Genomic DNA, 26,826 nt, shown 5'->3' with positions numbered 1-26,826 from the left:
ACAAGCATTCATCCGAGCTGGCGAAGATGTCCGGCAATCGCGGCATCGGTGGGCGCGAGCTGCGTCGCCTTGACCAGCAACTGGCGGGCGCCGACCAGATCGCCGTTCGCGGCGAGCGCAATGCCGTAGGCATCAGCGGCCGCCGCGCGCATCGGCGACAGCGCATAGGCGGCGCGGCCATAGCGAACCGCGATCGCGCCGTCGTCGCTGCCAGCATAGGCCAGCGCGAGATCGGCGAGCACGCCGCCGTCCTGGTTGCCGACGCGGACGCGGACGCTTTCGAGCGTTTCGATCGCACGGTCCCATTCGCCCGATGCCACCTGGAGATGACCGAGCATCCGCGCGCCCATGAGGCTTTGCGGGTTCTGCGACAGGTACAGGACGAGCGTCGTCGCGGAGTCCTGCGCGCGGCCGGCACGAGCAAGCGCATCGACCAGCCGCAGCATCGTCGGCTCGTCGAACGACAGGTCGGCCGCCTGCATGTAGGCCCGCGCAGCGTCTCCATAGCGTCCGGCCGCCGCTAGCGAATCGCCGAGCGCAAGCTGCGCCGCGGGCGCGCCGGGCGTCGCGACAACGCGCGCGACGGGACGACCCGCCAGAGCGATCGGCGGGGACGATACCGGCGCCGCGGCCGCGCGATCGAGGAACACCGCTGCCCCTGCCCGGTCGCCGATCGCCTCGAGCGCGCGCGCGATCAGGGTGAGCGAATAGGTGTCGGCGTCGGGACGGGCAGCGATGGGTTGCAGGACAGCGATCGCGCCACCGGCATTCCCCGCGCGAAGCAACGCGAGACCCAGCAACTGGTGCACGGCGACGTTGGACGGCTGCATCTGCACGAGTTTGCGCCACTGCACCGCCGCCTGCGCGAACCGCCCTTGCGCATAGTCCAGGTCCCCTTTGAGCAAGAGCGTGCCAGGCATGTCGTCGACCGCGCCATCGGTCTTTTCCAGCAGCGCCTGGGCGAGCGAGATCCGCCCGGCGCGCGCGGCGAGCACGGCTTGGAGATACAATGCCATCGGGCTGCCCGGACGCGCGAGCAGCGCGCGGCGTGTAGCGGAGAGCATGTCGGCATTGCGCCCCGCATCGCCCAGCGTTGCGGCATAGTGGATCAGCGCCGGCGGATAATAGGCATCGCGCTGCAACGCCGCCTCGAACCACGGCAGCGCCGCGACGAGGCCGTAGCGGCTGCGGACGACGTCACCCTGGAGCATCAGCGCTGCGGGCCTGCGCCGGTCCAGCGATACCGCATTCGCCGCCGCGATCGTCGCGCCGCCGACGTCGCCACCGGTCAAACTCAGGCGGCCGAGATCGGTCCAAGCCGCCGCATCGGTCGGTACGCGCGAGAGCAACGCCTGGAGAACCGCCACCGCGTCGCCGGGATGTCCCTGTGCAGCAAGCGCCCGTGCCCGAATGCGCGTCGCGTACCCTGCATAGCGCGGTTGCGCCTGCGCTGCTTCGGCAATCGCGCCGGCGGGATCGCCGCGCAACAGGCGGGCATGCGCCGAAAGCTGGTGCAGGCGATCGACGGGGAACCCGGCGGCGATCGCCACGGCGAGTTCGGTTTGCGCCGCAACGCCGTCGTCGAGTTCCAGGAATGCACGTGCCAGGACGGCATGTGCGATCGCCAGATTCGGGTCCGCGGCGATCGCCTTCTGGGCATTGGTCCGCGCCGCGCTGTAATTGCCCGCATCGAGCGTCTTCAGGCTGTCGGCGAGCAACTGACCGGCGGTTGGCGGCGACGGTCGCATCGCCGTCGCAAGGCCGATCAGCACGACCACGCCGCACAGCAGGCCGATCGCCAGCACGCGCGCGCGGTTGCCTGCAAACGCCTTGGGCATCCGCAATCGGCGTTTGCGGCGACGCCGACGCAGCAGCGGATAAATCGACTCAGCCATGAAGATCGTAGCTTTTCAGCAGATCGTACAGCGTCGGCCGACTGATCCCCAGCAATCGCGAGGCGCTCGAGATATTGCCATCAGCGCGGGCGAGCGCCTGGCGGATCGCCTTGCGGTCGGCCTGCTCGCGCGCGCTTCGCAGATTGAGCGCGGCGGCCTCATCGCCTTTGCCGTCGAGATCGAGGTCGGTGGCGGTGACGAGCTTGCCGTCGGCCATGATGACCGCGCGCTTGATCCGGTTCTCGAGTTCGCGGACGTTGCCGGGCCAGCCCCAGGCGTCGATGGCAGCCCGTGCGTCGGGAGCAAGGCCGGTGACGACGGGGTTCATCGCCTTGGCGTAGCGCGTGACGAAATGTCGTGCGAGCAATACCGCGTCGCCGGTCCGTTCGGCCAGAGGCGGTATCCGGACGACGATCTCGGCGAGGCGGTAATACAGGTCCTCGCGAAACCGTCCCGCGGCGACCATCGCGTCGACATTCTGATGCGTCGCGCACACGATCCGGGTGTCCACCGGGATCGCTTTGCGCCCGCCGACGCGTTCGATCACGCGCTCCTGCAGGAACCGCAACAGCTTCACCTGGAGCGCCAGCGGGACGTCGCCGATCTCGTCGAGGAACAGCGTGCCGCCGGCGGCCTGTTCGATCTTGCCCTCGGTGGTCTTGACGGCGCCGGTGAACGCACCCTTTTCGTGACCGAACAATTCGCTTTCAAGCAAGGTTTCGGGAATCGCCGCGCAGTTGATCGCGACGAAATTGCCACGCGACCGCGGCGAGGCGTCATGCAGGCCGCGCGCAAGCAGTTCCTTGCCGGTGCCACTCGCACCCAGCAGCATCACCGACACGTTGGCGGGGGCGACTCGCTCCAGCGTCCGCGTGACCACCGCCATCTCGGGCGACGCGGCGAGCAGGCCGCCAAAACCGCCGGGACCGATCCGCGCGGCGAGCCGACGGTTCTCGGCCTCCAGCGCATGGACGTGGAAGGCGCGACTGACGATCAGGCCGAGCGCGTCGATATCGATCGGCTTCGCGTAGAAATCCCACGCCCCGTCGGCGATCGCCTGAAGCGCACTTTCGCGCGCGCCGTGCCCCGACGCGACGATGACCTTGGTATCGGGCTTCATCGCGAGGATATCGCGCAACGTCGCGAAGCCTTCGGTCACCCCATCGGGATCGGGCGGCAGGCCGAGGTCGAGCGTCACCACCGCGGGCTCATGCGCGCGGATCGCGTCGAGCGCCTGCGCCCGGTCGCTGGCGACGACGATCTCATACCCCTCATACGCCCAGCGGAGCTGACGCTGCAGACCGGCGTCGTCCTCGACGATCAGCAGCACGGGCAAGGGCGTAGCGCCGCGCGAAGTCCGGTCGTCGCTCATGCCGCTGCCTCAAGCCGATCGGCGACGCGAAGCAGGATGCGGAACCGGGTCCCCTCGCCTTCGCGGCTGGTGACCTCGAGCGTGCCGCCCATCGCGTGGACAAGCTGGCGGGCCTCGAATGCGCCGATCCCGAACCCGGCGGGCTTGGACGAGACGAACGGTCGGAACAGGTGATCGCGAACGAACCCGGGCGTCATGCCGCAGCCGCGATCGACGACATCGATCGCGACGTGATCGCCGATGGTTTCGACGGACAGCAGGACGGCATCCCCCGCGCCACTCGCCTCGATCGCGTTCTGGACGAGGTGACCGAGCACCTGTTCGAGCCGTGCGACATGACCGAGTGCGCACGCCGCGATCGTATGCGCGGCGACAGGATGCTGTGCGCGGCGACCGGCCGCTACCCGATCGACGATCGCGCCGACGTCGATCGGCTGGAGCGGTTCGTTGCGGACCGGGCCATGCTGCGACAGGCGGGCGAGAAGCGCGTTCATGCGATCGGACGAATCCTTGAGCGTGGCGACCATGTCGACGCGGAACGCGGGATTGTCGGCATGGCGCTCGGCATTGCGGGCGACCAGCGTCAGCTGGCTGACGAGGTTCTTGATGTCGTGGAGAATGAACGCGAAGCGGCGGTTGAACTCGTCGAACCGCGCTGCGTCCGCCAGCGCGGCATGCGCGCGGTCTTCCGCGAGATAGCTTGCCGCCTGCCGCCCGGCGACTCGCAACAGGTCGAAATCCTCCCAGTCGAGCGCGCGGTCGACCGGCGGACGCGCGAGCACGATCGCGCCGACCAGCGCGCCGCCGTGGACCAGGGGCACGATCGCCCACGCTTCGGGACATGCGCGGATCCAGTCGGGAACGCTCGCCGCCTCGTCCGCGGAACATGTTCCGGCGCGGACGCCGTCCAACTCGACGATCCGTGCGTCCTCCGACAGATAGCGTGCCAGCTCTTCATGGGGCGGGCCGTCGGAACCTGCGGTCCAGTTCCACCCCGTACCCATGACGAGCGCGGCGTTATCAGGCACGAGCAACAGCCCGCCGGGCGAATCGGTCAGGTCAGCGATCGATTTCACGACCCGGGTCTCTAGCGACTCCGCATCGGCGCCGGGCTTGCCGAGCGTGTCGGTGAAGCGTTGCCACTCGGCACGATAATCATAGCGGTGTCGAAAGAGATGCTTGGCGACCTTCACCTTGGTCCAGGCGCGCAGCCACGGCGTCCAGATCAGCGCCAGCACCGCGGCGGTCGCGCCGAACACGATCGCGGTCTGGACGATCCGCAGCGAGCCACCGGCATAGCTAGCCGCGATGCTGGTCGCGAGCGCGGTGGCGCCAGCGTACAGGACGAGCGCGATCGCGGACAAGGCCCGGACGGCGATCGGTCGCGACAGCGCCAGCGTCCAGTCGCCACGCCGGTGGACCGCGATCGCGAGAAGCACTGCCACGCCCGCCATCGCCACGCCGCGGAGGATCATCAGGCCGGTCGACCAGTCTCCCTGAACATAGCGCGCGGCGAAAAGCAGGAGGTCGACACCCCACATCGCCGCCACCGCCAGCATCACGAGCCGGACGCCGCCGCGCGATGCCGGCGCCGCCTGATACACGTGATGCACCAGCACCAGCGCGCTGACCGCCGCCATCATCCGGAACACGAGCCGCGCCGACTCCAGCGCGACCCGCGCATCGGCGTCGAGCGGCGCCAGCTGCACCACCGCGAGCACCGCGCTGCCGCCGGCGATGATCATCACCACGCCGTACACCGCGCCGAGCGAGACGCTGCCGACGCGATCGTGCCGGACAAGGGCCATCATGAACAGCAGCCAGGCGATGTTGCGGACGCTTTCGGCGATCCGCGTCGCGACGTCGCGCGCATCGATCCCCGCCACCGCCAACGCCCACAGGCTGGTCGCGAACAGCGCGGCGACGAACGCACGATGCGCCCAGCGCCCCAGCCCCCAGTTCGCACCCTGCCCGCCGCGCAGTTGCGCAAGGCCCAGCGTTCCGAACAGCAGCGCGGTCAGCGCGTGCGCCCACAGGATCAGCGCGCCGCTCACGATTTGCTCATCGGGGCACTCATCGCGCGCCGGTCGGCCACAGCACCACGCGCAACGTCTGCAACAGGATCAGCATGTCGAGGAACGGCGAATAATTCTTCGCGTAATACAGGTCGTATTCGAGCTTGTGCCGGGCATCCTCGATCGACGCGCCGTACGGATAGTTGATCTGCGCCCAGCCGGTGATGCCGGGCTTCACCATATGGCGCTCGGCGTAGAACGGCAGATGCTCCTCGAGCTGTTCGACGAACTGCGGCCGTTCGGGACGCGGGCCGACGAAGCTCATCTCGCCCTTGAGCACGGTCCAGGTCTGCGGCAGTTCGTCGATCCGGACTTTCCGGATGAACCGGCCGATCCGGGTGATACGGGGATCGTCCTCCGCCGCCCAGACCGCGGTGCCCGCGACCTCGGCATCCTGGCGCATCGAGCGCAGCTTCAGAATGTCGAACCCCTCATTGTACAACCCGACACGACGCTGGCGGTAGAACGCAGGCCCCTTGGATTCGAGCTTGATCGCCACTGCGGTCAGAAGGATCACGGGCAGTGTCAGCAGCAGCAGCAGCCCGCTCGCGAAAATGTCGAAGGCGCGCTTGAAGACGCTCGACAGCATCCGGCTCGAGGCGAAGCCGTCGGAGAATATCAGCCAGGACGGATTGACGCTCTTGAGGTCGATCCGTCCCGTCTCGCGCTCGAGAAAGGTCGAGATCTCGCTGACCTGGACGCCGGTGGTGCGGACCCGCAGCAGATCCTTCATCGGCAGCGCGTTGCGGCGTTCGTCGAGCGCGAGCACGACCTCGCTCGCGTTGCGATCGACGATATGCGCCGACAGATTGGGAATTTCCGCGCGCGGCCTGGCCTTGCCGATCACCTGATTGGGCTCGCCCATCGCAACGAAATCGGCGACGATGAAGTTGATGCCCGGCTGTTCGGACAGCTGGAGGATCCGCGCGGCGCGGGCACCCGCACCGAGCACGACGATCCGGCGCTTGAAGGTATCGCCCCCCAGCGTCTTGCCGAGCAGCGCGCGGACTGTGACCAGCAGCACCGTCGCGATGATCGTCGAATAGAGCAGGTTCGACCGCCAGAAGCTCAGTGCGGGCACGAGGAAGAAGATGAACGACAGCGCGATCACGCCGAGCGCCAGCGCCACCGCAAGCCGGGCGGCGGCGAACCGGAGCGACAGGAACGACGCCACCCCGTACGCGCCGACCGCGACCAGCGACACCTGGAGCGCGATCGCGAAGGTCAGCAACTGCGCAATCCGCGTATGGATCGGCGCGACCGCCATGCCGATCTGATGCGCACGAACGACCCAGCCGATCTCCGCGGAGGCGATCAGCAGGGCAAGATCGACCAGTCCGAGCAGCAGCACGGCATGCGGCACATAGTGTTTGAAGAGCCGTATCATCGCACGCTATCCCGACACATCATCTGTAAATGCTACCGACACCTGGCCAGTGCTACGCGATCAAATACCAAAAAACCCTGAAGACCGTGCAGCGAATTGACCGATTATACGATTGGCAGGCACGGACTCGTCGTTATAGCTCGGCGCAATCTGGAGGATTCATGACCGTACGTAAGATCGTTCCCGTTATCCTGTCGGGTGGTTCGGGGACCCGCCTCTGGCCGATGTCGCGCCCCGAAATGCCCAAGCAGATGCTGGCGCTGACCGCGGACGAGACGATGCTGCAACTGACCGCCGGGCGCGCGCTGGGGGAGCGCTACGCCGCGCCGATCGTGGTCGCCAATGCGCGGCATGCAGAGCTGGTCGAGCAGCAGCTTGCCGAGGCCGGCGCCGCACCACAGGCGCTGATCCTCGAACCCGCCGGCCGCAACACAGCCCCTGCGATCGCGCTGGCCGCGCTGGCGGCGAAGGCCGCCTCGGCGGGCGGCGGTGGCGACGCGCTGCTGGTGATGCCGTCCGACCATGTGATCGGCGACGTCGCCGCGTTCCATGCCGCGATCGAGGCGGCGATGCCGCTCGTGGCACAAGGCTGGCTGGTAACCTTCGGGATCGCGCCCGATGCGCCCGAGACCGGCTATGGCTGGATCCAGATCGGCGACGAGCTCCAGCCCGGCATCAACCGCGTCGCGCGGTTCGTCGAGAAGCCCCCGCTCGACAAGGCGCGGTCGATGCTGGCGAGCGGCGATCATGCCTGGAACGGCGGGATCTTCCTGTTTCTCGCCGACGCCTATCTCGAGGCGCTCGCGCAGTTCCATCCCGGCATCCTGGTCGCTACGCGTGAGGCGATGGACAAGGCCCGGATCGAGGGCACGCGGGTCTATCCCGATGCGGCCGCGTTCGCCGCGTCGCCCGACGATTCGATCGACTACGCGGTCATGGAAAAGGCCGACCGCGTCGCGGTGGTGCCGGTCGCGATGGGCTGGAACGACGTCGGCAGCTGGGACGCGCTGCACGCGATCAGCGATCGCGACGCCAGCGGCAACGCGCATCGCAGCGACAAGGACGGGCATGTGCTGGCGATCGACACGCAGAACTGCTTCGTCCGCAGCGACGGCATCCGCGTGTCGCTGGTCGGCGTCGAGGATCTGATCGTGGTCGCCAGCGGCAACGACGTGCTGATCATGCCGCGCGGCCGCAGCCAGGAGGTCAAGAAACTGATCGAGGCGATGAAGGCCAAGGCGTAACTGAAAGCGGGTGCGGGCACCGAAGACGGCCCGCACCTGCTTTCGTTACAGATCCATCACGGGCGTTTGCGACGGCTCGGCACCTTCGACAGCAGCGTCAGCAACGTCGGCAGGTCGTCGGTAATCATCGTATCCGTCGGCGTCTGCCACGAACTGCGCAAGGTTTCGCCAACCGCGTGCAAGCGCCCATCGTTGAACGGCTTGGATGATCTATCTCGCACGGCTGGTCTCGATACGCACACGGGCGACCGACGGGTCGTTGGGGGTGGATCAACCACACCGCCGGTCTCCCTGTTTGAACCGCCAGCATCAGATGTGGTTCCCGTGGTCGCGACGAGATTCGGACGACGTGCACTGGCAAAGCCGTGTCCTGTTCGCCTACGATGCGCGCCATATCACGGGAGAGTTCGTCATGGATCGTCGTCAGTTTCTCGCATCGGGCGGTGTCGCAGCACTCGCGACCACATTGCTTCCCTCGGCTGCTTTCTCGAAACCCACCGGCGACACCACGCTGAACGCCGATTTCGAACGGATCTTCCAGCAGAGCGTCGCGCGATCGCCCGAGCTCGCGACGTCGCTCGGCCTCGACAAGGGGCCGCTGGCAGCGCTGAAGAGCCAGCTCTCGCCGCGGACTCCTGAGAAGCGCGCGAGCGATGTCGCCGAGACCAAGGCCGCGATCGCGAGCCTTGCGCGCTATGACGGCGCAGGGCTGTCGCCGGCCGCCAAACTGAACCTCGAGGTCGTCCGCTATTCGCTCGAAACGCAGATCGCGGCGCCCGAAAAATTCGGCATGGACAGCCCGATCCGCCCCTACCGGATCTGTCAGCAGGGCGGCGCCTATTTCCAGGTGCCCGATTTCCTCAACACCGCGCACACGATCGCGGCGACACCCGATGCGGAGGCGTATCTGGCGCGGCTCGACCAGTTCGGCACGGTGCTCGACCAGGAAAGCGCGATGCAGCAAGCCGAGGCAGCACGCGGCCTGCTCGCACCCGGCTGGTCGCTCGACCTGACGCTCGGCCAGATGCGGAAACTGCGGGGTCAGCCGGCGGCGACGTCGAGCATCGTCCAGTCGCTCGTCAAGCGCGCCGCCGCCAAGGGCCTTACCGGCGACTGGCAGACGCGCGCCGCGAAGATCGTCGACGAGAAGGTCTATCCCGCGCTCGACCGTCAGATCGCGCTGATCGAGCGACTGAAGCCGACCACCAAGCCCGGCGACGGGATCTGGCGCGTACCGAACGGCGACGCGATCTATGCGATGGCGCTCAACCAGGCGACCACCACGACGATGAGCCCCGACGAGGTCCACCGCATCGGCCTGGCGCAGGTCGCCGAGATCACCGCGCAGCTCGACACGATCCTCAAGTCGCAGGGCTATGCGACGGGGACGGTCGGCGAGCGGCTCGCCAAGCTGAACGTGATGCCCGATCAGCTCTATGCCAACACCGCGGAAGGGCGCACCGAGCTGATCGCCGGGCTGAACGAGGGCATCAAGGCGATGTACACCAAGCTGCCCAAGGCATTCGCGCGCGTGCCGACGCAGCCGCTCGAAATCCGCGCGGTCCCGGTCGAGATCCAGGACGGCGCCGCCAATGGCTATTACAACCGCGCCTCGCTCGATGGCAGCCGCCCGGCGATCTACTTCGTCAACCTGAAGGACGTCGGCGACTGGCCGAAATACACGCTCCCGTCGCTGACCTATCACGAGGGCGTGCCCGGGCATCACCTCCAGATCAGCCTCGCGCAGGAATCGAAGGACATCCCGACGCTGCGGAAGATCGGCTTCTTCTCGGCCTATTCGGAAGGCTGGGCGCTGTATGCCGAGCAGTTGGCGGACGAACTCGGTGCCTATGCGACGCCGCTGGAGCGTGCCGGCTATCTCCAGTCGTTCCTGTTCCGCGCGACGCGGCTGGTGGTCGATACCGGTATCCACGCCAAGCAGTGGAGCCGCGAGAAGGCGACCGACTATATGGTCGCGACCACCGGGTTTGCCCGACCGCGGACGCTGCGCGAGGTCGAGCGCTATTGCACGCAGGCGGGACAGGCGTGCAGCTATAAGGTCGGCCACATGGCGTGGACGCGCGCGCGGGCCAAGGCGAAGGCGGCGCTCGGCTGCCGGTTCGACCTGAAGCAGTTCCACGACATCCTGCTCGAAGGCGCGATGCCGCTGACCATCCTCGAACGGCGCGTCGACGAACGGATCGCCGCGATCCGCGGGCGGGCGTAAGTCCCCGTGAAGGCGGCGATCATCGGGCTGGCAGCGCTGCTGTCGGGGGCTGGCGCTCCCGACAGCAGCGCGCGACCAGCCGCAGCGGATGCGATCCTCGAGGCCGAACTGATCGATGCGCAAGCCCCCTACCCGCAGGCGCACGCGTCGACGATCGTGCAGCTCGCCGACGGCAGCCTGATGGCGGCCTGGTTCGCCGGATCGGGCGAAGGCAATGCCGATGTCCGCATTTGGACGTCGCGCAACGGCGGCGGCGTGGGCGACGGTTGGACCGCGCCCGAGCCGGTGGCGAGCGGGATCGGCGCCGATGGTCGCCGCTTTCCCACCTGGAACCCGGTCTTGTTCCAGCCCGCACCCGGTGACCTCCGCCTGTTCTACAAGGTCGGGCCGAATCCGCGTGACTGGTGGGGCATGATGCTCCGCTCGACCGACAATGGTCGCAGCTGGAGCAAGCCGGAGCGCCTGCCCGATGGCGTGCTCGGCCCGATCAAGAACAAGCCCGTCGTGCTGCGCGATGGCAGCTGGCTATCGCCGTCGAGCCGCGAGGAGGGCACCACGGAGGCCAATCGCTGGTCGCTCCGCATGGAACGCAGCACCGATCGCGGCGCGCATTGGACGGTCGAGCCGCCGATTCCCTCGCCGATGCATATCGAGGCGATCCAGCCCAGCGTGCTGTCCTACCCCGACGGGCGGCTCGAACTCGTTGCCCGCACGCGGCAGGGCGCGCTCGCGATGAGCTGGTCGAAGGACACCGGCCGCACTTGGTCGCCGCTCGCCGCGATCGACCTTCCCAACCCGAACGCGGGCACCGATGCGGTGACGTTGCGCGATGGGCGACAGCTGATAGTTTACAACCATGCCGGTCATTGGCCCGACCGTCCGGGCGACGGACCGCGCTGGCCGCTCAATCTCGCGCTGTCGGACGATGGCGTGCGCTGGCATCCGGTGCTGACGCTGGAGAGCAAGCCGCTGCCCGACGGCTATGCCTATCCCGCGGTGATCCAGACGCGCGACGGGCTGGTCCGGATCACCTACACCTATGATCGCAAGCACATCAAATACGTCGTGGTCGACCCGCGGAGACTGCGCTGATCTGGACCGGAAGCAAAGGTCAGGACGTGTCGAGGTTCAGCTTTGGAATAACAATCGTACGGCACCATGCCCTTGTTCTCCCGCGAAGGCGGGAGCCCAGTCTGGATCCCCGCCTTCGCGGGGAAACATGTCTTTAATCCCAAGGGTTCGCGCCGAGCCGCGCGCCCCCCGAGCCCGCTCAACGTCCCCGGGCGTCGAGCGTCTGCGCGGCCACGCGGACTGTCGCCGTCTGGACGATATCAGCAGCCGACGTCGCCAACATCACCTTGTAGTCGCCGCCCGCGATCTTCCAGCCGCCGCTGGCGACGTCGAACGTCGCGAGCAGGCGCGGGTCGATCTTCACCGACACCGTCTGGCTCTTGCCGGGGGCCAGATCGACCTTGCGGAATGCGCCGAGCCGCTTGGGGGCTTCCCAGCCTGCACCCGACACATAGACCTGGGCTACCGCCTTGCCCTGTACCGCACCCGTATTCTGGACAATGAAGTCCGCCTTGACGCCCTTGCCGGCGGGCGCCGCGGTCAGCCCGGTCATCGCGAAATTCGTGTAGGACAGGCCATAGCCGAACGGGAACAGCGGCTTCGCGCCGGTCTTGTCGAACCACTTATAACCGACCGCCGCGCCCTCGATGTCGTAATTGCCCATCGGATGCGAATCGCGGTCGAGCTTCGGGTCGCCCTCAAGCTTGGGCCGCGGGATTTGCGAAAGTGACGCGGGGAAGGTCGCCGGCAGATGCCCCGACGGATTGACCTCGCCGGTCAGCACGCGCGCAATCGCCTCGCCGCCCGCCGTGCCCGGATACCACGCCTCCAGCACCGCGCCGGCCTTGCCGAGCCACGGCATCACGACGGGACCGCCGGTTTCGAGCACGACCACCGTCTTCGGGTTCGCGCGCGCGACCGCGTCGATCAACGCGTTCTGGCCAGCCGGCAGGTTCAGGTCGGGGACGTCGAACGACTCGCCCGTCCACTGCTCGCCGAACACGATGACGACGTCCGCATTCCGCGCCGCCGCGGCAGCGGCCTTGACGTCCTTGCCGTCGAGATAGGTCACGGTCGCGCCAGTCCGCGCCTGCAGCGCCTTCATCGGTGACGACGCGTGATAGGTCTTGGGGCCGGGGAAACCGCTCGGGAATTCGTCGGGTACGATCAGGCCGTTGGTCGGCGCATTGTGCGAATACACCTGCGACGATCCACCGCCCGACAGCACGCCGACATCGGCATGCGCGCCGATCAGCAGGATCGACTTGGCCGACTTGGCGATCGGCAGCAGACCCGCGGTGTTCTTGAGGAGGATGATGCCTTCCTCCGCATCGGCGCGCGTCACCGCGGCATGCGCAGCGTAGTCGATCTTGGTAGCCTGGTCGCCGTTCACCACCGTGTCGAACGCCCCGACGGAGACCATTCCCCACAGCACGCGCCGCGCCATGTCGGTCGCGCGCGCTTCGCTGACGTGGCCGTTATTGACCGCCTCGCGCAGCGCATCCGCGAAGTACGCCGAGCGATCGAACGCCCAGCCGGACTGCTGGTCGAGCCCGGCATTGGCGGCCTCGCTGGTCGAATGCGTCGCGCCCCAATCGGACATGACATAGCCCTTGAAGCCCCAGTCGCGCTTCAGGACTTTGTTGAGCAACCAGTCGTTCTCGCACGCGTAATGGCCGTTCACGCGGTTGTACGAGCACATCACCGAGCCGGGCTGGCCGACCTCGTTGGCGATCTCGAACGCGAGCAGATCGGACTGGCGTGCCGCCTGTTCGCCGATCTTGTGATCGATGTTGTTGCGGTTCGTCTCCTGGCCATTGAAGGCGTAGTGCTTCATCGTCGAGACGACGTGCTGCGACTGGATCCCCTTAATCTCGTGCCCGGTAATGACGCCGGCCAGCAGCGGATCCTCGCCGCCATATTCGAAGTTGCGCCCGTTGCGCGGTTCACGCGTGAGGTTCATGCCGCCCGCGAGCTGCACGTTGAAGCCCGACAGGAACGCCTCCCGGCCGATCATCGCGCCGCCGGCCTGCGCCACCTCGGGGTTCCAGGTCGCCGCGGTCGCGATCCCCGACGGCAGCGAGGTGCGCAGGCGCGGCGTCGGCCCGCGCTGACTGGCGACGCCGACGCCGGCATCGGTCTCCCACTGGTTCGGGATACCGAGCCGCGGGATACCGGGGACGATCCCGGCGGACGCGGGCAGACCGTCCTTCGGATAGACCCAGTTCTTGACCGGCGTCTTCAGCCAGTCGGCGTTGGTAGCGAAATAGCCGAAGGTAAGCTGCAGCTTCTCGTCGAGCGTCATCTCCTTGAGGAGCATCTCGACGCGCGCATCTGCGCTGAGTTTGGTGTTCATCCAAGGCCGCGCCTTGGGGGCCGCGGTCTTCGCCACCGCCGCGCCAGGCGCGTTGTTGGTCGTCTGCGCGGCAACCGGCGCGGCAATCGCGAGAACCGATCCCGCGAGCAATCGGACGAACAGGGCGCGGGAACGGGATGCGGTCATGGGCTTCACTTTCACGGTGATCTTGTGCGGACCGTGTGTGACGCGTCCGTCCCGTCGCTGCAACCGGTCGTCGTATCGGGGGGCGGATCAAATGGGTCCGAAACCACCGCCACCGGGTGTTTCGATCACGAACACGTCGCCCGGCCGCATATCGACCTTGGCGGTGGAGCCAAGGTGCTCGACGTGGCCGTCAGCGCGCTCGACAGTGGCAGAGCCTAGCCCACCGTCTTTGCCGCCCGCCACCCCGAACGGGGCTACGCGGCGGCGGTTGGCGAGGATGCAGGCGGTCATGTTCTCGAGGAAGCGCACGCGCCGCGTCGCCCCGTCGCCGCCGTGGTGCGCGCCCGCCCCGCCAGAGCCGGCGCGGATCGAGAACTCTTCGAGCAACACGGGGAAGCGCGTCTCGAAGATCTCGGGATCGGTCAGCCGGCTGTTGGTCATGTGCGTCTGGATCACCGACGCGCCGTCGAACCCGGGGCCCGCGCCTGCGCCGCCGGCGATCGTCTCGTAATATTGGTGCGTGTCGTTGCCGAAGGTGAAGTTGTTCATCGTCCCCTGGCTCGCCGCCATCGCGCCGAGCGCGCCGAACAGCGCGTCGGTGACGACCTGGCTCGTCTCGACGTTGCCGGCGACGACCGCGGCCGGATAGCGCGGGTTGAGCATCGAGCACTCGGGCACGCCGATCGTCACGCCGCGCAGGCAGCCGTCGTTGAGCGGTACCGCCTCGTCGATCAGCGCGCGGACGACGTAGAGCACGGCCGCGCGGACGATCGAGACGGGGGCGTTGAAGTTGGTCGGCCGCTGCTCGCTGGTGCCGGCGAAGTCGACCTCCATTGTCGCGGCGCCGTGATCGACGCGGATCGCCACGCGGACGACGGCGCCGTCGTCCATCTCGTAGGCGAACGCGCCGTCGTTAAGCGTCGCGATCAGACGGCGGACAGCGGCGTCGGCGTTGGCCTGGACGTGCTCCATATACGCAGCGACGACGTCCGTGCCGTACTCGTCAGCCAGCCGCGTGAGACCGGTCGCGCCGCGCGTACAGGCGGCCAACTGCGCGGCGAGATCGGCGATGTTCCGGTCGACGTTGCGTGCGGGATAGGGTCCGCCGGCGAACACGGCGCGGAGTTCGGCTTCGAGAAAACGCCCTTCGTCGACCACCAGCACGTCGTCGAGCAGCACGCCTTCTTCCTCGACCGAGCGGCTTTCGGGCGGCATCGATCCGGGTGTGATCCCGCCGACGTCTGCGTGATGACCGCGAGCGGCTACGAAGAACGCGGGCGCATCGCCGTCATCCGCGAAAACCGGCATGATGACGGTGATGTCGGGGAGGTGCGTGCCGCCACGATACGGCGCGTTGAGCGCGTAGGCGTCGCCGCGGCGGATACCGCGGCCGTCTGCGCCGCCGCCTCGCGCGTCGATGATCGTGCGGATGCTCTCGCCCATCGAGCCGAGGTGTACCGGGATGTGCGGTGCGTTGGCGACGAGGTTGCCGTGCGCGTCGAACAGCGCGCAGCTGAAGTCGAGTCGTTCGCGGATGTTGACCGACGCGGCCGAACGCTGGAGTGCGGCGCCCATTTCCTCGGCGATGCTCATGAACAGACCGGCGAAGATCGCCAGCCGGACCGGGTCGGACTCGGTGCCGATGCTCGCGCCGACGCGCGGGGCGATGCGGTCGAGGATCAGATTGCCGATCGGATCGACGCGCGCGCGCCAGCCGGGCTCGACGATGGTGGTCGAGACGCTGTCGAGGATCAGCGCGGGGCCGTCGATGGCGTGGCCGGCGGGCACGCCTTCGCGAGCGAGTACCGGCGTGTCGTGCCACGCGCCGGCCATGTAGACGGGGGCGACGGACAGGGGCGCGGCTGGCTCTTCGGGGAACGCGACGAACGCTGCGTCGAGCGGCGGGCTCTCGGCGATCGCCTCGGCGACGATCCGGTCGGCGATCAGCGGCGCTTCGCTGGCAAACCCGAACTGCGCGATGTGTGAGGCGTCGAATGCGGCGATCATCGCTGGCGGTTCGTCGAAATCGAGTTCGATGGTGTGGTCGGTCTGGCCTCGGCGCAGATGCACGCGGCGTTCGATCCTAACCTCGTCCGCCGTGACACCCTGCGCGACCAGTGCTTCCCGGGCAGCCTGCGCTAGCTCGTCCAACGCAGCGACGATCTCAGCGTAATTCGCGAACGCCGCGCCCGACGTAGCCTCGCGGAGGACACGGCGATCGGCGAGTCCCATGCCATACGCCGACAGCACCCCGGCCAGCGGGTGGATCATCACCCGGTCCATCGCCAACGCATCCGCGACGAGACACGCATGCTGCCCCCCGGCCCCACCAAAACATGCCAGCGTGTAACGCGTCACGTCATGCCCGCGCGCGACGGAGATCGTCCGGATCGCATTCGCCATGTTCGCCACCGCGACCGCAACGAACCCTTCGGCCGCGACCTGCGGATCGAGCGGCAGTTCCGCGAACCGGGCGGTCACCGCCTCGGCATCGAGCGGCTGGTCGCCTTCCGGTCCGAACAGCGCCGGGAAGAATTCGGGGCGAACCTTGCCGAGCATCACGTTGCAGTCTGTCACCGTCAGCGGCCCACCGCGGCGGTAGCACGCGGGCCCCGGCACCGCGCCCGCGCTCTCCGGGCCGACGATCAACCGCTCGCCATCGAACCGACAGATCGAGCCGCCGCCCGCCGCGACGGTATGGATCCGCAGCATCGGCGCACGAATGCGGGCGCCGGCGATCAGCGTCTCGGTGTCGCGCTCATATGTCCCGGCGTAGTGCGACACGTCGGTCGAGGTGCCGCCCATGTCGAAACCGATGATCTGTTCGAACCCGGCCTCGCGCGCGGTCGCGGCCATGCCGACGATGCCGCCCGCCGGCCCCGACAGGATCGCGTCCTTGCCGCGAAAGCCTGCGCCGTTGACCAGTCCGCCCGACGACTGCATAAATAGCGCGCCCTGCCCCAACGCGTCGCTCAGGCCCGCGACATAGCGATCGACGACCGGCGACAGATACGCATCGACGACGGTCGTATCACCGCGCCCGATCAGCTTGATCAACGGCGCGACGCGGTGACTGACCGAGATCTGCATGAAGCCGATCTCGGCCGCGATTGCCGCCAGCGCCTCCTCGTGCGCGGTGAAGCGATAGCCGTGCACGAGAACAATCGCGACAGCGCGCAGCCCGCTATCGAATGCCGCCTGCAAGCCCGCGCGCGCTGCATCCACGTCGAGCGGCCGGAGCACGTCGCCCTCCGCGCCGACCCGCTCGTCGATCTCCACGACATGCGCGAACAGCGGCGGCGGACGGTTCACGTCGCGCGCGAAAATGTCGGATCGTTCCTGGTGGCCGATCAGCAGCGCATCGCCGAACCCGCGGGTGATCGCGAGACACGTCGGCTCGCCCTTGCGTTCGAGCAGCGCGTTGGTCGCGACCGTCGTCCCGATCCGCAGTTCGAGCGACACATCCGCCCCCTCGGTCAGCCGCCGGATCGCCTCGACCGCGGCATCATCATAGCGCTCGGGATCTTCCGACAGCAGCTTGGCGGTGACGATCCGCCCGTCCGGTTGCCGCGCGACGACGTCGGTGAACGTGCCGCCGCGGTCGATCCAGAACTGCCATGAGGTCATCGGTCACTCAGCCCAGAAATTGCGTCATCCGTGCGGCGGCATCGGTCCACGCCACCTGGCGGTCGTCGAGCCATGCATCGTCGTAATAGGTGCAGCCATAGCGATCGCCGCCATCGCACAACAGCGTGACGATGCTCCCCGTCTCGCCCGCCGCCGCCATCTCCTCGACGATCTGCGCGCACGCCCAGAGGTTGGTCCCGGTCGAGCCGCCGACGCGCCGGCCGAGCCGGTCGGACAGCGCACGCATCGCGCCGATGCTGTCGGCATCCTCGACCGCGATCATCCGGTCGATGACGCTCGGCACGAAGCTCGGTTCGACGCGCGGCCGCCCAATCCCCTCGATCCGCGACGCGCACCCTTCCGGCAACGCGACCACCGATCGGTCCTCGAAATGCCGATGGAACACCGAGTGCACCGGGTCCGCAACGCACAATTTGGTGTCGTGCCGGCAGTACCGGATGAACCGCCCGATCGTCGCCGACGTGCCGCCCGTCCCCGCGCCGCAGACGATCCAGGACGGGCACGGATGCTCCTCCTCGGCCATCTGCGCGAAGATGCTCTCGGCGATGTTGTTGTTGCCGCGCCAGTCGGTCGCGCGCTCGGCGTAGGTGAACTGGTCGAGATAATGCCCGCCGGTTTCCGCCGCCAAGCGGTGCGACACCGCGTAGACGGTGCGCGGATCGTCGACCATGTGGATCTCGCCGCCGTGGAAGCGGATCGCGTCGAGCTTGGGCTTGGCGGTGGTCGCGGGCACTACGGCAATGAACCGCAGCCCCAGCATCCTGGCGAAATACGCCTCCGACACCGCGGTCGATCCCGACGAGGATTCGATCACCGTCGTCTCCGGCCCGATCCATTCGTTGCATAGCGCGTACAGGAACAGCGAGCGCGCGAGCCGGTGCTTGAGGCTGCCGGTCGGGTGCGAACTCTCGTCCTTCAGGTACAGCACGATGCCGGGGTACCGCAGCAGGTCGACGCGGATCAGATGCGTGTCGGCGGACCGGTTATAGTCCGCCTCGATCCGCCGCACCGCCTCCGACAACCAGCGCCGGTCGACGCGTTTCGTCACCCTTGCAGCCCGTGACGGACCAGCATCGCGGTCGGCTCGGGATCACGCCCGCGGAACGCGCGGAAGCTTTCAGCCGCCGGTCGGGTAGCGCCGCGCGCGAGAACTTCCTCGCGGAACCGGTCGCCGGTCTTGCGATCGACCAGGCCAGCCTCCGCGAACGCCTCGAAGCCATCCGCCGCGAGCAGTTCCGCGTAGAGATAGCTGTAATAGCCCGACGCATAGCCGCCCGCGAAAATGTGGCTGAACGCGTGCGGGAAGCGGTGCCATGCGGGCGGGCGGATCACCGCCACCTCGTCGCGCACCGCCTCGATCACGTCGATCGGATCGCTGCCCATCGTGCCGAGATGCAGCAGCAGGTCGAACAACGCGAACTCGACCTGGCGCAGTATGAACATCCCCGCCTGGAAATGCCGCGCCTTCACCATCCGCTCGAACAGGTCGGCGGGCAGCGTCTCGCCAGTCTTGTAGTGGCCGGACATGCCGGTCAGCACGTCCTTGTCCCAGGCGAAATCCTCCATCAGCTGACTCGGCAGTTCGATGGCGTCCCACTCGAAGCCGTTGGTGCCGGCGATGCTCGGCCGGTTCACCTTGGTGAAGAGCAGGTGGATGCAGTGGCCGGTCTCATGCAGCAGCGTCGTCACGTCGTTGTGCGACAGCAAAGACGGCGTCTCGCCGCCATCCGGCGCGAAGTTGCAGACGAGATACGCGACCGGCACCGTCACGGTATTGCCGTCGTGCAACCGCGGCCGCGCCTGCGCCATCCACGCGCCGCCACGCTTCCCGGTGCGCGCGTGGAGATCGAGATACAGCCCGGCGAACACCGTCCCGCTCTCGTCCACCACGTCGAAGAACCGCGCATCATCATGATACAGCGAAACGTCGTCACGCTCGACGAGTTTGATGCCGAACAGGCGCTGCATCAGCGTCTGCCAGCCCTCCATCACGCGCTCGACCGGGAAATACGCCTTCACCACCTGCGCATCGACCGCGTAGCGATCCTGCCGCAACCGGTTCGACACGAAGCCCGCATCCCACGGCTCGAAATCGGCGATCCCTAGCTGCTCGGCGGCGAACGTCTTCAGTTCGGCGAGATCACGCTCAGCCGCCGGCTTCGCCCGCCGCGCCAGATCGCGCAGGAACGCTATCACCTCGGCGCCGTTCGGAGCCATCTTGGTCTCCAGCGACCACGCGACCGGATCGGTGAAGCCGAGCAGCTTGGCGCCCTCGTGCCGCAGCTCGAGGATACGCGCGATCCGCGCACTGTTGTCGAACTCGCCCGCGTTCGGCCCCTGGTCCGACGCGCGCGTCGCGAACGCGCGGTACATGCGGGCCCGCAGCTCACGGTTCTCGGCGAAGGTCAGCACCGCGTTGACGCTCGGCTGTTGCAGCGTAACCAACCAGCCTGCCTGCCCCTTCGCCTTGGCGGCATCCGCGAACATCGCCTTGTCCGCGTCCGAAATCCCCGCGAGATCGGCCTCGTCCGTCACCAGCTCCGACCACGCATCGGTCGCATCGAGTACAGCGCTGCCGAACTCGTTCGACAACCCCGACAGCTCGACCGAAATCTCGCTGAACCGGTCGCGTGCCTCCTGCTCCAGCGCAACGCCCGACAGCGTGAAGTCACGGATCGCCTGCTCGACCGCGACCCGATCTTCGACGGGTAGGTCGGCAAACTCGGGCGACACGCTCAGCGCCACGAACACCTCGTACAGGTCGCGGTTCTGCCCGACCTTCATGTCGTTCTCGACGAGCCGCTTCTGCCCCTCCGAATACGCCGCGCGCAGTTCGGGCGTGTCCGCGACACCGTGCAGATGCGACACCGCCGACCAGATCGCGCCGATCTCGGTATTCGCGCGCTCGTACGGCAGCCACGCGCCCGCGAAATCCGTCGGCCGCGCGGTCGTCAGCGCCTCGACCATCGCCTCATGCCGCGCGATCGCCTCGTCGAGCGCGGGCGCGATCTGGTCGGGCGACAGCTCGGCGAAACGGGGCAGCGACAGCGTATCGAGAAGCGGGTTCGTCGGGGCAGTCATGGATAATCCTTCAGCATTCGACGACGTTGACGGCCAGGCCACCAAGCGACGTCTCCTTATATTGCGAGCGCATGTCCTCACCGGTCTGGCGCATCGTCTCGATCACCGCATCGAGGCTGACGATATGGCGACCGTCCCCGCGAAGTGCCAGATACGCCGCGTTGATCGCCTTGATCGCACCCATCGTATTGCGCTCGATACACGGGATCTGGACCAGGCCGCCGATCGGATCGCAGGTCAGGCCGAGGTTATGCTCCATCCCGATCTCCGCTGCATTCTCGATCTGTTCGTTGGTCCCGCCGAGCGCCGCGACCAGCGCGCCCGCCGCCATCGAGCACGCGACGCCGACCTCGCCCTGGCACCCCATCTCCGCCGCCGAAATCGACGCGCGCTTCTTGTAGAGAAACCCGATCGCCGCCGCGGTCAGCAGGAAATCATGCGCGCCCTTCGGCGTCGGGTCCTTGGTGAAGGTCTCGTAGAAGCGCAGCACCGCCGGCAACACACCCGCCGCGCCGTTGGTCGGGGCGGTCACGACGCGGCCACCCGCCGCATTTTCCTCGTTCACCGCGAGCGCATACAAGCTCACCCATTCGAACACCGCGGAAGGATCAGCGGCAGTATCGCGCGCCTGCAATCCCTCGAACAACGCCTTCGCGCGACGCGGCACCTTCAGCCCACCCGGCAATATACCCCCCTGCCGACACCCGCGATCGATCGACGCGAACATGGCGCCACGGACGGCATCGAGGAACGCATCCGTCTCACTCTCCGGCCGCCACGCGATCTCGTTCTCGCGGACGATATCGGCGATCGTCATCCCCGTCGCATCGCCGGTCGCGAGCAGTTCCGCGCCGGACGAGAACGGCCGCGGCAACAGGATGTTCGCCTTGACCGGCCCCGACCCCGCCTCGACGATCGCCCCGCCGCCGATCGAGAAATACGTCCGCTCGACACTGCGCCCGTCACCGAACGAGGCGGTGAACGTCACCGCGTTGGGATGCCCCGGCAGGAAGGTCTTCGAATGAAACAGGAGGTGCTGGCTCTCCTCGAACCCGATCTCAACCCGCTCGGCGAGCATCAGGCGCCCGCTCGACCGGATCGCCGCCAGCCGCACCGGGATCAGGTCGGGATCGATCGTCTCGGGCTGCGCGCCACTCAAGCCCAGCATCACCGCGCTGTCGGTCGCATGCCCGCGCCCGGTCAGCGCCAGCGAACCATACAAGTCGACGCGCACCGCCACCGGCTTCTCGTCCGCGACCAGATCGGCGAACAACCATGCAGCACGCATCGGCCCGACGGTATGCGAACTCGACGGCCCGATCCCGATCGTGAACAGGTCGAGGATGCTGATCGCCTGGTGGCAATCGGGCCGCGCTCGCGTGCGCTCGTCGGGGCGATCGAAGGTCAGCGGATCCATGCCTTGCGCCATGCACCGCCAACGCGGCGATGTCAGCCGGATTTCAACCACTGGCGGAGCACCGCGGTAACCTCGCCCGGACGTTCGAGCGGGGACAGATGCCCGCAGCCGCGCAGCAGGTGGAAGTGCGCGCCTGGAATCCGCAGGCTCAGCGACAGCGCGTCGTCGGGGGTGCAGATCCGGTCGCGATCGCCTACCGCGACCAGGGTGGGCACGTGAATCGCGGCGATCGCCTCGCTGATATCGGGGCGAGCGAGCAGCGCACGTTGCTGGCGTTCGAACACGACCGGGCCGACTCGGTCGGCCATCGCCTGCGCCGGGCCGCTGACGATCGCGGACAGGCGCGGGTCGGCATGCGGCGCGGTGGCGAGCATACCCTGCCCCGCGACGGTACGGGGACGGACGTCCATCGACCCGCGCGTGCCGAACAGCGCGATCCGCGTGATCCGCTCGGGCGCCTGGCGGACCATCTCCATCGCGACGTAGCCGCCGAGACTGACGCCCGCGACCGCGAACCGAGGCGGTGCGCTGGCGAGCACGCGCGCGGCCATCGCCGACAGCGTATCGTCCTGCGACAGGTCGCCGAACTCGACCTGCGCGACGGCGGCGAGGTCGACGATCTGGCGGGCCCAGAGCTGCCCGTCGCAGCCCATCGCGGGGAGCAGCATCAACGGTGTACGCGGTCGGATCATGCGGAAGCTCCGGTAGCGGCGGGTTGCGGGGATGCTCACCTCAGGCGACGAACGGGAAGGCGAGCGCGATCATGCCGACCAGCGTCATCACCGTGCAGACGCCGATCGCGGGCACGAGCGTGAAGCGCTGGTGATCGGCGAGGTCGATGCCGACGAGGCTGACCAGCAGGTAGGTCGACGGCACCAGCGGGCTGAGCAGGTGGACCGGCTGGCCCATCAGCGACGCGCGGGCGATCGCCTCGGGCGCGACGCCGTAATGCGCGCCGGCCTCGGCGAGGATCGGCAGCATCCCGAAATAGAACGCGTCGTTCGAGATGAAGAAGGTGAACGGCATGCTCAGCACCGCGGTGATCGGTGCCATGTACGGCCCCAGCGCGGGCGGGATCACGCCGACCACGGCCTTGCTCATCGCCTCGACCATGCCGGTGCCGCCCAAAATGCCGGTGAAGATACCCGCCGCGAAGATCAGCGAAACGACCGCGAGCACGTTGCCGGCATGCGCGGAAATGCGCTCCTTCTGGTCGGCGACGCCGGGGTAATTGACGATCATCGCGATCGCGAATGCCAGCATCATCAGGACTGACAGCGGCAGAATGCCCCAAACCAGCAACGTCAGCAGCGTGATGACGAGCGCGGCGTTGAACCAGATCAGCTTCGGGCGGCGGGCTTCAGGGTACTGTGAGACAGCCATGCCGGTGAACTCGGTGTCGGCGGTGATGCCGGCTTCACCCATCCGTACGCGCTCCTTGCGCCCGAAATAGACGGCGAGACCGATCAGGAAGGCGAGACCAGCGATCATGCCGGGGATCAGCGGCAGGAACAGCGTGGCGGGATCGAGCTTCAGCGCACTAGCGGCGCGCGCGGTCGGGCCGCCCCAGGGCGTCAGGTTCATGATGCCGCTCGTCGTCATCAACAGGCAGACCAGGTACAGCCGGTTCATGTTGAAACGCTTGTAGAGCGGCAACAGCGCGGCGATCGTGATGATGTAGGTGGTCGAGCCGTCACCATCGAGGCTGACGAGCGCGCACAGCACGACCGTACCGATCAGGATCCGCATTGGATCGCCGTGGACCATCCGGATAAGTCGTCCGACGAGTGGGTCGAACAGTCCGGTGTCGGTCATCGTCGAGAAGAAGAGGATCGCGAACAGCAGCATGACGCCGGTCGGCGCGAGGTTCTTGATGCCGTCGATCATCATCGGGCCGAGACCCGCGGCCTCGCCCGCGAACACGCCGAAGATCGACGGGATCACGATGAGCGCGACCAGCGGCGTCATCTTCTTGGTCATGATCAACGTCATGAACGTGGCGACCATCAGGAAGCCGAGCAGGGCAAGGTTCATCGCTTCGTCCTAGGAAAGGGCGTGAATAGGGGGGGTGGTGGCAGGCATCGCCGCAGTTACCGTCGCGGGGGCCGCCACGAACACTCCGTCATCCTGACGAAAGTCAGGACCCAGAGCCACGCAGCGCTGCACCCTGTAACCCTGGGTCCTGACTTTCGTCAGGATGACGGGAGGCGGGATACTGCTTGCAGCGCCAAAAACAGGACCAGCAGCCAGCATCAGAACGTAACCCCGACACGCGCGCTCACCGTCTGACCGCTGTCGTTGCCGACATAGTCGCCGGCGCGGTTGTCGGTGTTCCACTGGATCGCGTTCACCTGGAAACGGGTGAAGGAGTTCAAATACCAGTTGACCCCGACGGTCGCCGCCCAGCCATCGCCGCCGGTCAGCAGATTGTCGAAATCGAGGCTTTCGTAGCGCGCGGTGAGTTCGATCGCGCCGACTCCGCCGTCGAACGTTGGCTTCAGCACCTTGGGCTGGCCGAAGCTGCCGAGCCGCGGGTTGTACGGCGGCAGGTCGCCGGTCAGGAACAGACCGGCCGAGACGCTCCACGCCTTGCTGACGAAATCGGGACGCCCGCCGTCGAGCCGTGCGTTGCGGCGGCCCGCCTCGCCCATCACCCACAACGGCCCGCGATAGCCGCCGAGCTCCACACCGTAGCCGGTCGTGCCCGTGCCGCCGATCAGCGGCCCGGTCGACACGCGGAGCGCACCGTTGAAGCGGCCGCCGATAACCGTGTTGCGCGTCAGCGTGCCGGCAACCGACGACAGCGACTCGTCGAAGCCCCAGACACCGAGATGGAGCACGCCGGTATCGGACTTGATCGGGTTCCAGTGTGCGCGGCCGAGCACCGTGCGGCTGTCGCCGACGGTCTGCGTGCCGTCGATCCGGTCGCCGGTGACCGTCAGCGAGGCGTGGCCGGTCTTCCAGAACACGCGCGGCATCACGCCGATCCCGTAGAAGCCGCGCTGTGGAATGATTGCGGTGGCGACCGTGGTGCGCTCGAGGAACGGCGTCGAATCCGAGCCTGTCGAGCCTTCGAAACCGCGATCGTTGAACAGGTGGCCGGCGCGAACGTCGTAGTCGAGGCCCGGCTTGATCTTGTTGCGCCAGCCGACGAACGCGGTGACGACGTCGACCTCGTTCTCCGAAAAGTCGCTCTCGAACTGGTAGAAGAAATGCGTGCCGACGCCGCCTTCGAGGCCAAGGCGCAGCGCGCGCATACCCGTCGTGGTGATGTTGCGGCCGTCGTATTTCGAGCCGAAGCTCGAGCTGACGTCAGTCAGGATGCGACCGCGCGGCTTGAACGTGTAGACGCCGTCCGCGGAGTGGAAGACCGGGAGGCCCGCACCCCATTCGGTGGTCACGCCCGACGGATTGTCGCGTGCGGCAACCGCCTGCGCGACGCTGCGATCGGCGGGGCCGGGAGGGGCGAGCTGCGGCGCGAACGGCACCGTGCGACGCGGTTCGGTGTTCTGCGCCACAGCCTGTGGAGGCGCGACTGCTTGTGGCGGAGCGACCGGCGCGGCGGCCTGCGCAACGGCGGTGGCATTCTCCAAGCGATCGAGCCGCGACTTCAGCGCGGCGATCTCGGCGGCCTGCGCGCGCACCAGCGCACCGAGATCGGCATCGCTCGGGGTCTGCGCGAGCGCGGGGGTGGCGGCGATCAGCGCGAGTGCGGCGCAGCCGGTACGGAAGAGGATCATGGGGCTTTGGCTCCGGTGGCGAGAATCGCGGTCCAGTCGCGCAGGAAACGCTGGCGCTTGACGCGGTCGAGGTTGACGAGAAGTTGTGGCCCCACGCGGATCGGTCGCGCCTGGGCTGCGGGAAGACGGCGGGCGGGGACGTCGGTGCGAACCGGCCACAGGCTGCGCTTGGCGAGCAGCGACTGGCCCTCGCGCGACAGCAGGAAATCGAGGAACAGCTTGGCCGCGGCAGGATGCGCCGCCTCGCGCGCGATGAACGCGATCCGCGAGGTGACGAGCGTATAATCCTGGAGAAACGCCACGCCGAGCCGCGGATCGGTGCGCGCGAGTTCCAGCGCGTAGGAGCCGATGACGTTGTACGCGATCGCCTGCCGCCCCTCGGCGACGCCGCGCAGCATCGGCCCGGTGGTCAGCGACAGGACCGGCCTGGTGGCGGCGATCGCCTCCAGCAGCGACCGCGTATCGCGCGTCGTCGCCATGTCCTGCGTCAGATACAGATAGCCGACGTTCGAGCGCGCGGGGTCGAACGTGGTCACCTTGCCGGTGAAGGCACGCGGGTTCTGCCGCAGCATCGCCTCGAGCGCGGCATGCGTGCGCGGCACGCGCGCGGCGGGGATCAGACGCTTGTTGTAGACGATCCCGATCGGCTCGGCGGTGACGCCGAAGCCCATGTTCTTCCACACCGATACCGGCGGCAAAGCGGGCTTCTCGGGGCTGGCATAGCCTTGCGCGAAGCCATCGTTGATCAGCTTCACCTGAAGATCCATCGCCGACGACCAGACCAGATCGGCGGACATCCGGTGCGTGCGCGTCTCGGTGACGAAGCGGCGGTACATCTCGGTCGAGCCGAGATCCGCGTAGAGCACGGTCACGCCGGGGTAGCGCTTGCGGAACGCGGCGACCACCGGCAGCAATTCGGCGCGGTCGGCATTGCCATAGATCCGCACCTGGCGTTCGGCGCGCGCGTCGGAGATCAACTGGTCGTAGGAGCGCGGGTAACCGGTCGGACGCTGCGCGACGGCGGGAACGGCGGACGCGACGAGGCCGGTGAGCAGCGCGATCCTCAGAAATATATGGGCCATAATCACCTCTCCTCGCCTTCCGCCTCGCTGTTCGGATAGACTGCAGTCGTGGAGTACGAACCGAACCTGTCACCAACCTTTCAC

Annotated in this window: 16 protein-coding genes; 3 read left to right on the top strand and 13 right to left on the bottom strand. The window is 67.7% G+C overall.

What is annotated here, in order from left to right; genetic code table 11:
- Window positions 1–8 precede the first annotated feature (8 nt).
- From C8J44_RS15130 to C8J44_RS15115, 4 genes are read right to left on the bottom strand one after another with little or no spacing between them, the layout of a single operon-like run.
- Window positions 9–1,895, bottom strand: coding sequence for a tetratricopeptide repeat protein (locus C8J44_RS15130; protein WP_121905161.1), 1,887 nt, complete (start codon window positions 1,893–1,895; stop codon window positions 9–11).
- On the bottom strand, window positions 1,888–3,267 hold the full coding sequence (prsR, locus tag C8J44_RS15125; protein WP_121905160.1) for a PEP-CTERM-box response regulator transcription factor: 1,380 nt from the start codon (window positions 3,265–3,267) through the stop codon (window positions 1,888–1,890). The genes C8J44_RS15130 and prsR overlap by 8 nt, the downstream gene beginning before the upstream one ends.
- Window positions 3,264–5,321, bottom strand: coding sequence for an XrtA/PEP-CTERM system histidine kinase PrsK (gene prsK, locus C8J44_RS15120; RefSeq protein WP_121905159.1), 2,058 nt, complete (start codon window positions 5,319–5,321; stop codon window positions 3,264–3,266). Before prsK ends, prsR begins: the two co-directional genes overlap by 4 nt.
- Window positions 5,322–5,340: 19 nt before the next feature.
- A complete protein-coding gene (locus tag C8J44_RS15115) occupies window positions 5,341–6,729 on the bottom strand; it encodes a TIGR03013 family XrtA/PEP-CTERM system glycosyltransferase (RefSeq protein WP_121905158.1) in 1,389 nt (462 codons plus the stop codon).
- A gap of 161 nt (window positions 6,730–6,890) precedes the next feature.
- Between C8J44_RS15115 and C8J44_RS15110 the strand changes: the two genes are divergently transcribed.
- The 3 genes from C8J44_RS15110 to C8J44_RS15100 all read left to right on the top strand — a co-directional run bounded on the left by C8J44_RS15110 (window position 6,891) and on the right by C8J44_RS15100 (window position 11,292).
- Window positions 6,891–7,973: a mannose-1-phosphate guanylyltransferase/mannose-6-phosphate isomerase gene (locus C8J44_RS15110; protein ID WP_121905157.1), complete on the top strand. Its 1,083-nt coding sequence runs from the start codon at window positions 6,891–6,893 to the stop codon at window positions 7,971–7,973.
- Window positions 7,974–8,385: 412 nt separating this feature from the next.
- Window positions 8,386–10,200 carry a DUF885 family protein gene (locus tag C8J44_RS15105; RefSeq protein ID WP_121905488.1) on the top strand — a complete coding sequence of 605 codons (1,815 nt, stop codon included), beginning with the start codon at window positions 8,386–8,388 and terminating at the stop codon, window positions 10,198–10,200.
- A 6-nt stretch (window positions 10,201–10,206) separates the two neighbouring features.
- Complete coding sequence (locus C8J44_RS15100; RefSeq protein ID WP_259466889.1) at window positions 10,207–11,292, top strand: exo-alpha-sialidase; 1,086 nt, start codon at window positions 10,207–10,209, stop codon at window positions 11,290–11,292.
- Window positions 11,293–11,470: 178 nt separating this feature from the next.
- Here the strand turns inward: C8J44_RS15100 and C8J44_RS15095 are convergent, their stop codons facing one another.
- From C8J44_RS15095 to C8J44_RS15055, 9 genes are all read right to left on the bottom strand, one after another.
- The gene (locus C8J44_RS15095) at window positions 11,471–13,774 is read right to left on the bottom strand and encodes a glycoside hydrolase family 3 C-terminal domain-containing protein (RefSeq protein ID WP_121905156.1); all 2,304 of its coding nucleotides are present in this window, start codon (window positions 13,772–13,774) and stop codon (window positions 11,471–11,473) included.
- An 87-nt stretch (window positions 13,775–13,861) separates the two neighbouring features.
- Window positions 13,862–17,401: a hydantoinase B/oxoprolinase family protein gene (locus tag C8J44_RS15090; protein ID WP_121905155.1), complete on the bottom strand. Its 3,540-nt coding sequence runs from the start codon at window positions 17,399–17,401 to the stop codon at window positions 13,862–13,864.
- 7 nt (window positions 17,402–17,408) lie between these two features.
- On the bottom strand, window positions 17,409–18,470 hold the full coding sequence (locus C8J44_RS15085) for a PLP-dependent cysteine synthase family protein (RefSeq protein ID WP_121905154.1): 1,062 nt from the start codon (window positions 18,468–18,470) through the stop codon (window positions 17,409–17,411).
- Entirely contained in the window at window positions 18,467–20,503 is a 2,037-nt protein-coding gene (locus C8J44_RS15080) for a M3 family metallopeptidase (RefSeq protein WP_121905153.1), read from the bottom strand. Before C8J44_RS15080 ends, C8J44_RS15085 begins: the two co-directional genes overlap by 4 nt.
- A gap of 10 nt (window positions 20,504–20,513) precedes the next feature.
- A complete protein-coding gene (locus tag C8J44_RS15075) occupies window positions 20,514–21,920 on the bottom strand; it encodes an L-serine ammonia-lyase (protein WP_121905152.1) in 1,407 nt (468 codons plus the stop codon).
- A gap of 32 nt (window positions 21,921–21,952) precedes the next feature.
- On the bottom strand, window positions 21,953–22,612 hold the full coding sequence (locus tag C8J44_RS15070) for an alpha/beta fold hydrolase (RefSeq protein WP_259466888.1): 660 nt from the start codon (window positions 22,610–22,612) through the stop codon (window positions 21,953–21,955).
- A gap of 40 nt (window positions 22,613–22,652) precedes the next feature.
- A complete protein-coding gene (locus C8J44_RS15065) occupies window positions 22,653–23,954 on the bottom strand; it encodes a CitMHS family transporter (protein WP_121905151.1) in 1,302 nt (433 codons plus the stop codon).
- Window positions 23,955–24,172: 218 nt separating this feature from the next.
- Entirely contained in the window at window positions 24,173–25,660 is a 1,488-nt protein-coding gene (locus tag C8J44_RS15060; RefSeq protein WP_121905150.1) for an OprO/OprP family phosphate-selective porin, read from the bottom strand.
- On the bottom strand, window positions 25,657–26,742 hold the full coding sequence (locus C8J44_RS15055; protein WP_121905149.1) for an ABC transporter substrate-binding protein: 1,086 nt from the start codon (window positions 26,740–26,742) through the stop codon (window positions 25,657–25,659). Before C8J44_RS15055 ends, C8J44_RS15060 begins: the two co-directional genes overlap by 4 nt.
- Window positions 26,743–26,826: the final 84 nt, after the last annotated feature.

This window comes from Sphingomonas sp. PP-CE-3A-406 (assembly GCF_003688625.1).
In the GTDB taxonomy this organism is placed as follows: domain Bacteria; phylum Pseudomonadota; class Alphaproteobacteria; order Sphingomonadales; family Sphingomonadaceae; genus Sphingomonas.
Note: the sequence above shows the minus strand (reverse complement) of the source record. Positions and strands in the feature narration are given on the sequence as shown.

What these genes read in the sequence shown, in the direction of transcription:
- C8J44_RS15130 (WP_121905161.1), bottom strand. Translation starts at nt 1,895, where the DNA reads ATGGCTGAGTCGATTTATCCGCTGCTGCGTCGGCGTCGCCGCAAACGC.
- prsR (WP_121905160.1), bottom strand. Translation starts at nt 3,267, where the DNA reads ATGAGCGACGACCGGACTTCGCGCGGCGCTACGCCCTTGCCCGTGCTG.
- C8J44_RS15115 (WP_121905158.1), bottom strand. Translation starts at nt 6,729, where the DNA reads ATGATACGGCTCTTCAAACACTATGTGCCGCATGCCGTGCTGCTGCTC.
- C8J44_RS15110 (WP_121905157.1), top strand. Translation starts at nt 6,891, where the DNA reads ATGACCGTACGTAAGATCGTTCCCGTTATCCTGTCGGGTGGTTCGGGG.
- C8J44_RS15105 (WP_121905488.1), top strand. Translation starts at nt 8,386, where the DNA reads ATGGATCGTCGTCAGTTTCTCGCATCGGGCGGTGTCGCAGCACTCGCG.
- C8J44_RS15095 (WP_121905156.1), bottom strand. Translation starts at nt 13,774, where the DNA reads ATGACCGCATCCCGTTCCCGCGCCCTGTTCGTCCGATTGCTCGCGGGA.
- C8J44_RS15090 (WP_121905155.1), bottom strand. Translation starts at nt 17,401, where the DNA reads ATGACCTCATGGCAGTTCTGGATCGACCGCGGCGGCACGTTCACCGAC.
- C8J44_RS15080 (WP_121905153.1), bottom strand. Translation starts at nt 20,503, where the DNA reads ATGACTGCCCCGACGAACCCGCTTCTCGATACGCTGTCGCTGCCCCGT.
- C8J44_RS15075 (WP_121905152.1), bottom strand. Translation starts at nt 21,920, where the DNA reads ATGGATCCGCTGACCTTCGATCGCCCCGACGAGCGCACGCGAGCGCGG.
- C8J44_RS15070 (WP_259466888.1), bottom strand. Translation starts at nt 22,612, where the DNA reads ATGATCCGACCGCGTACACCGTTGATGCTGCTCCCCGCGATGGGCTGC.
- C8J44_RS15065 (WP_121905151.1), bottom strand. Translation starts at nt 23,954, where the DNA reads ATGAACCTTGCCCTGCTCGGCTTCCTGATGGTCGCCACGTTCATGACG.
- C8J44_RS15060 (WP_121905150.1), bottom strand. Translation starts at nt 25,660, where the DNA reads ATGATCCTCTTCCGTACCGGCTGCGCCGCACTCGCGCTGATCGCCGCC.
- C8J44_RS15055 (WP_121905149.1), bottom strand. Translation starts at nt 26,742, where the DNA reads ATGGCCCATATATTTCTGAGGATCGCGCTGCTCACCGGCCTCGTCGCG.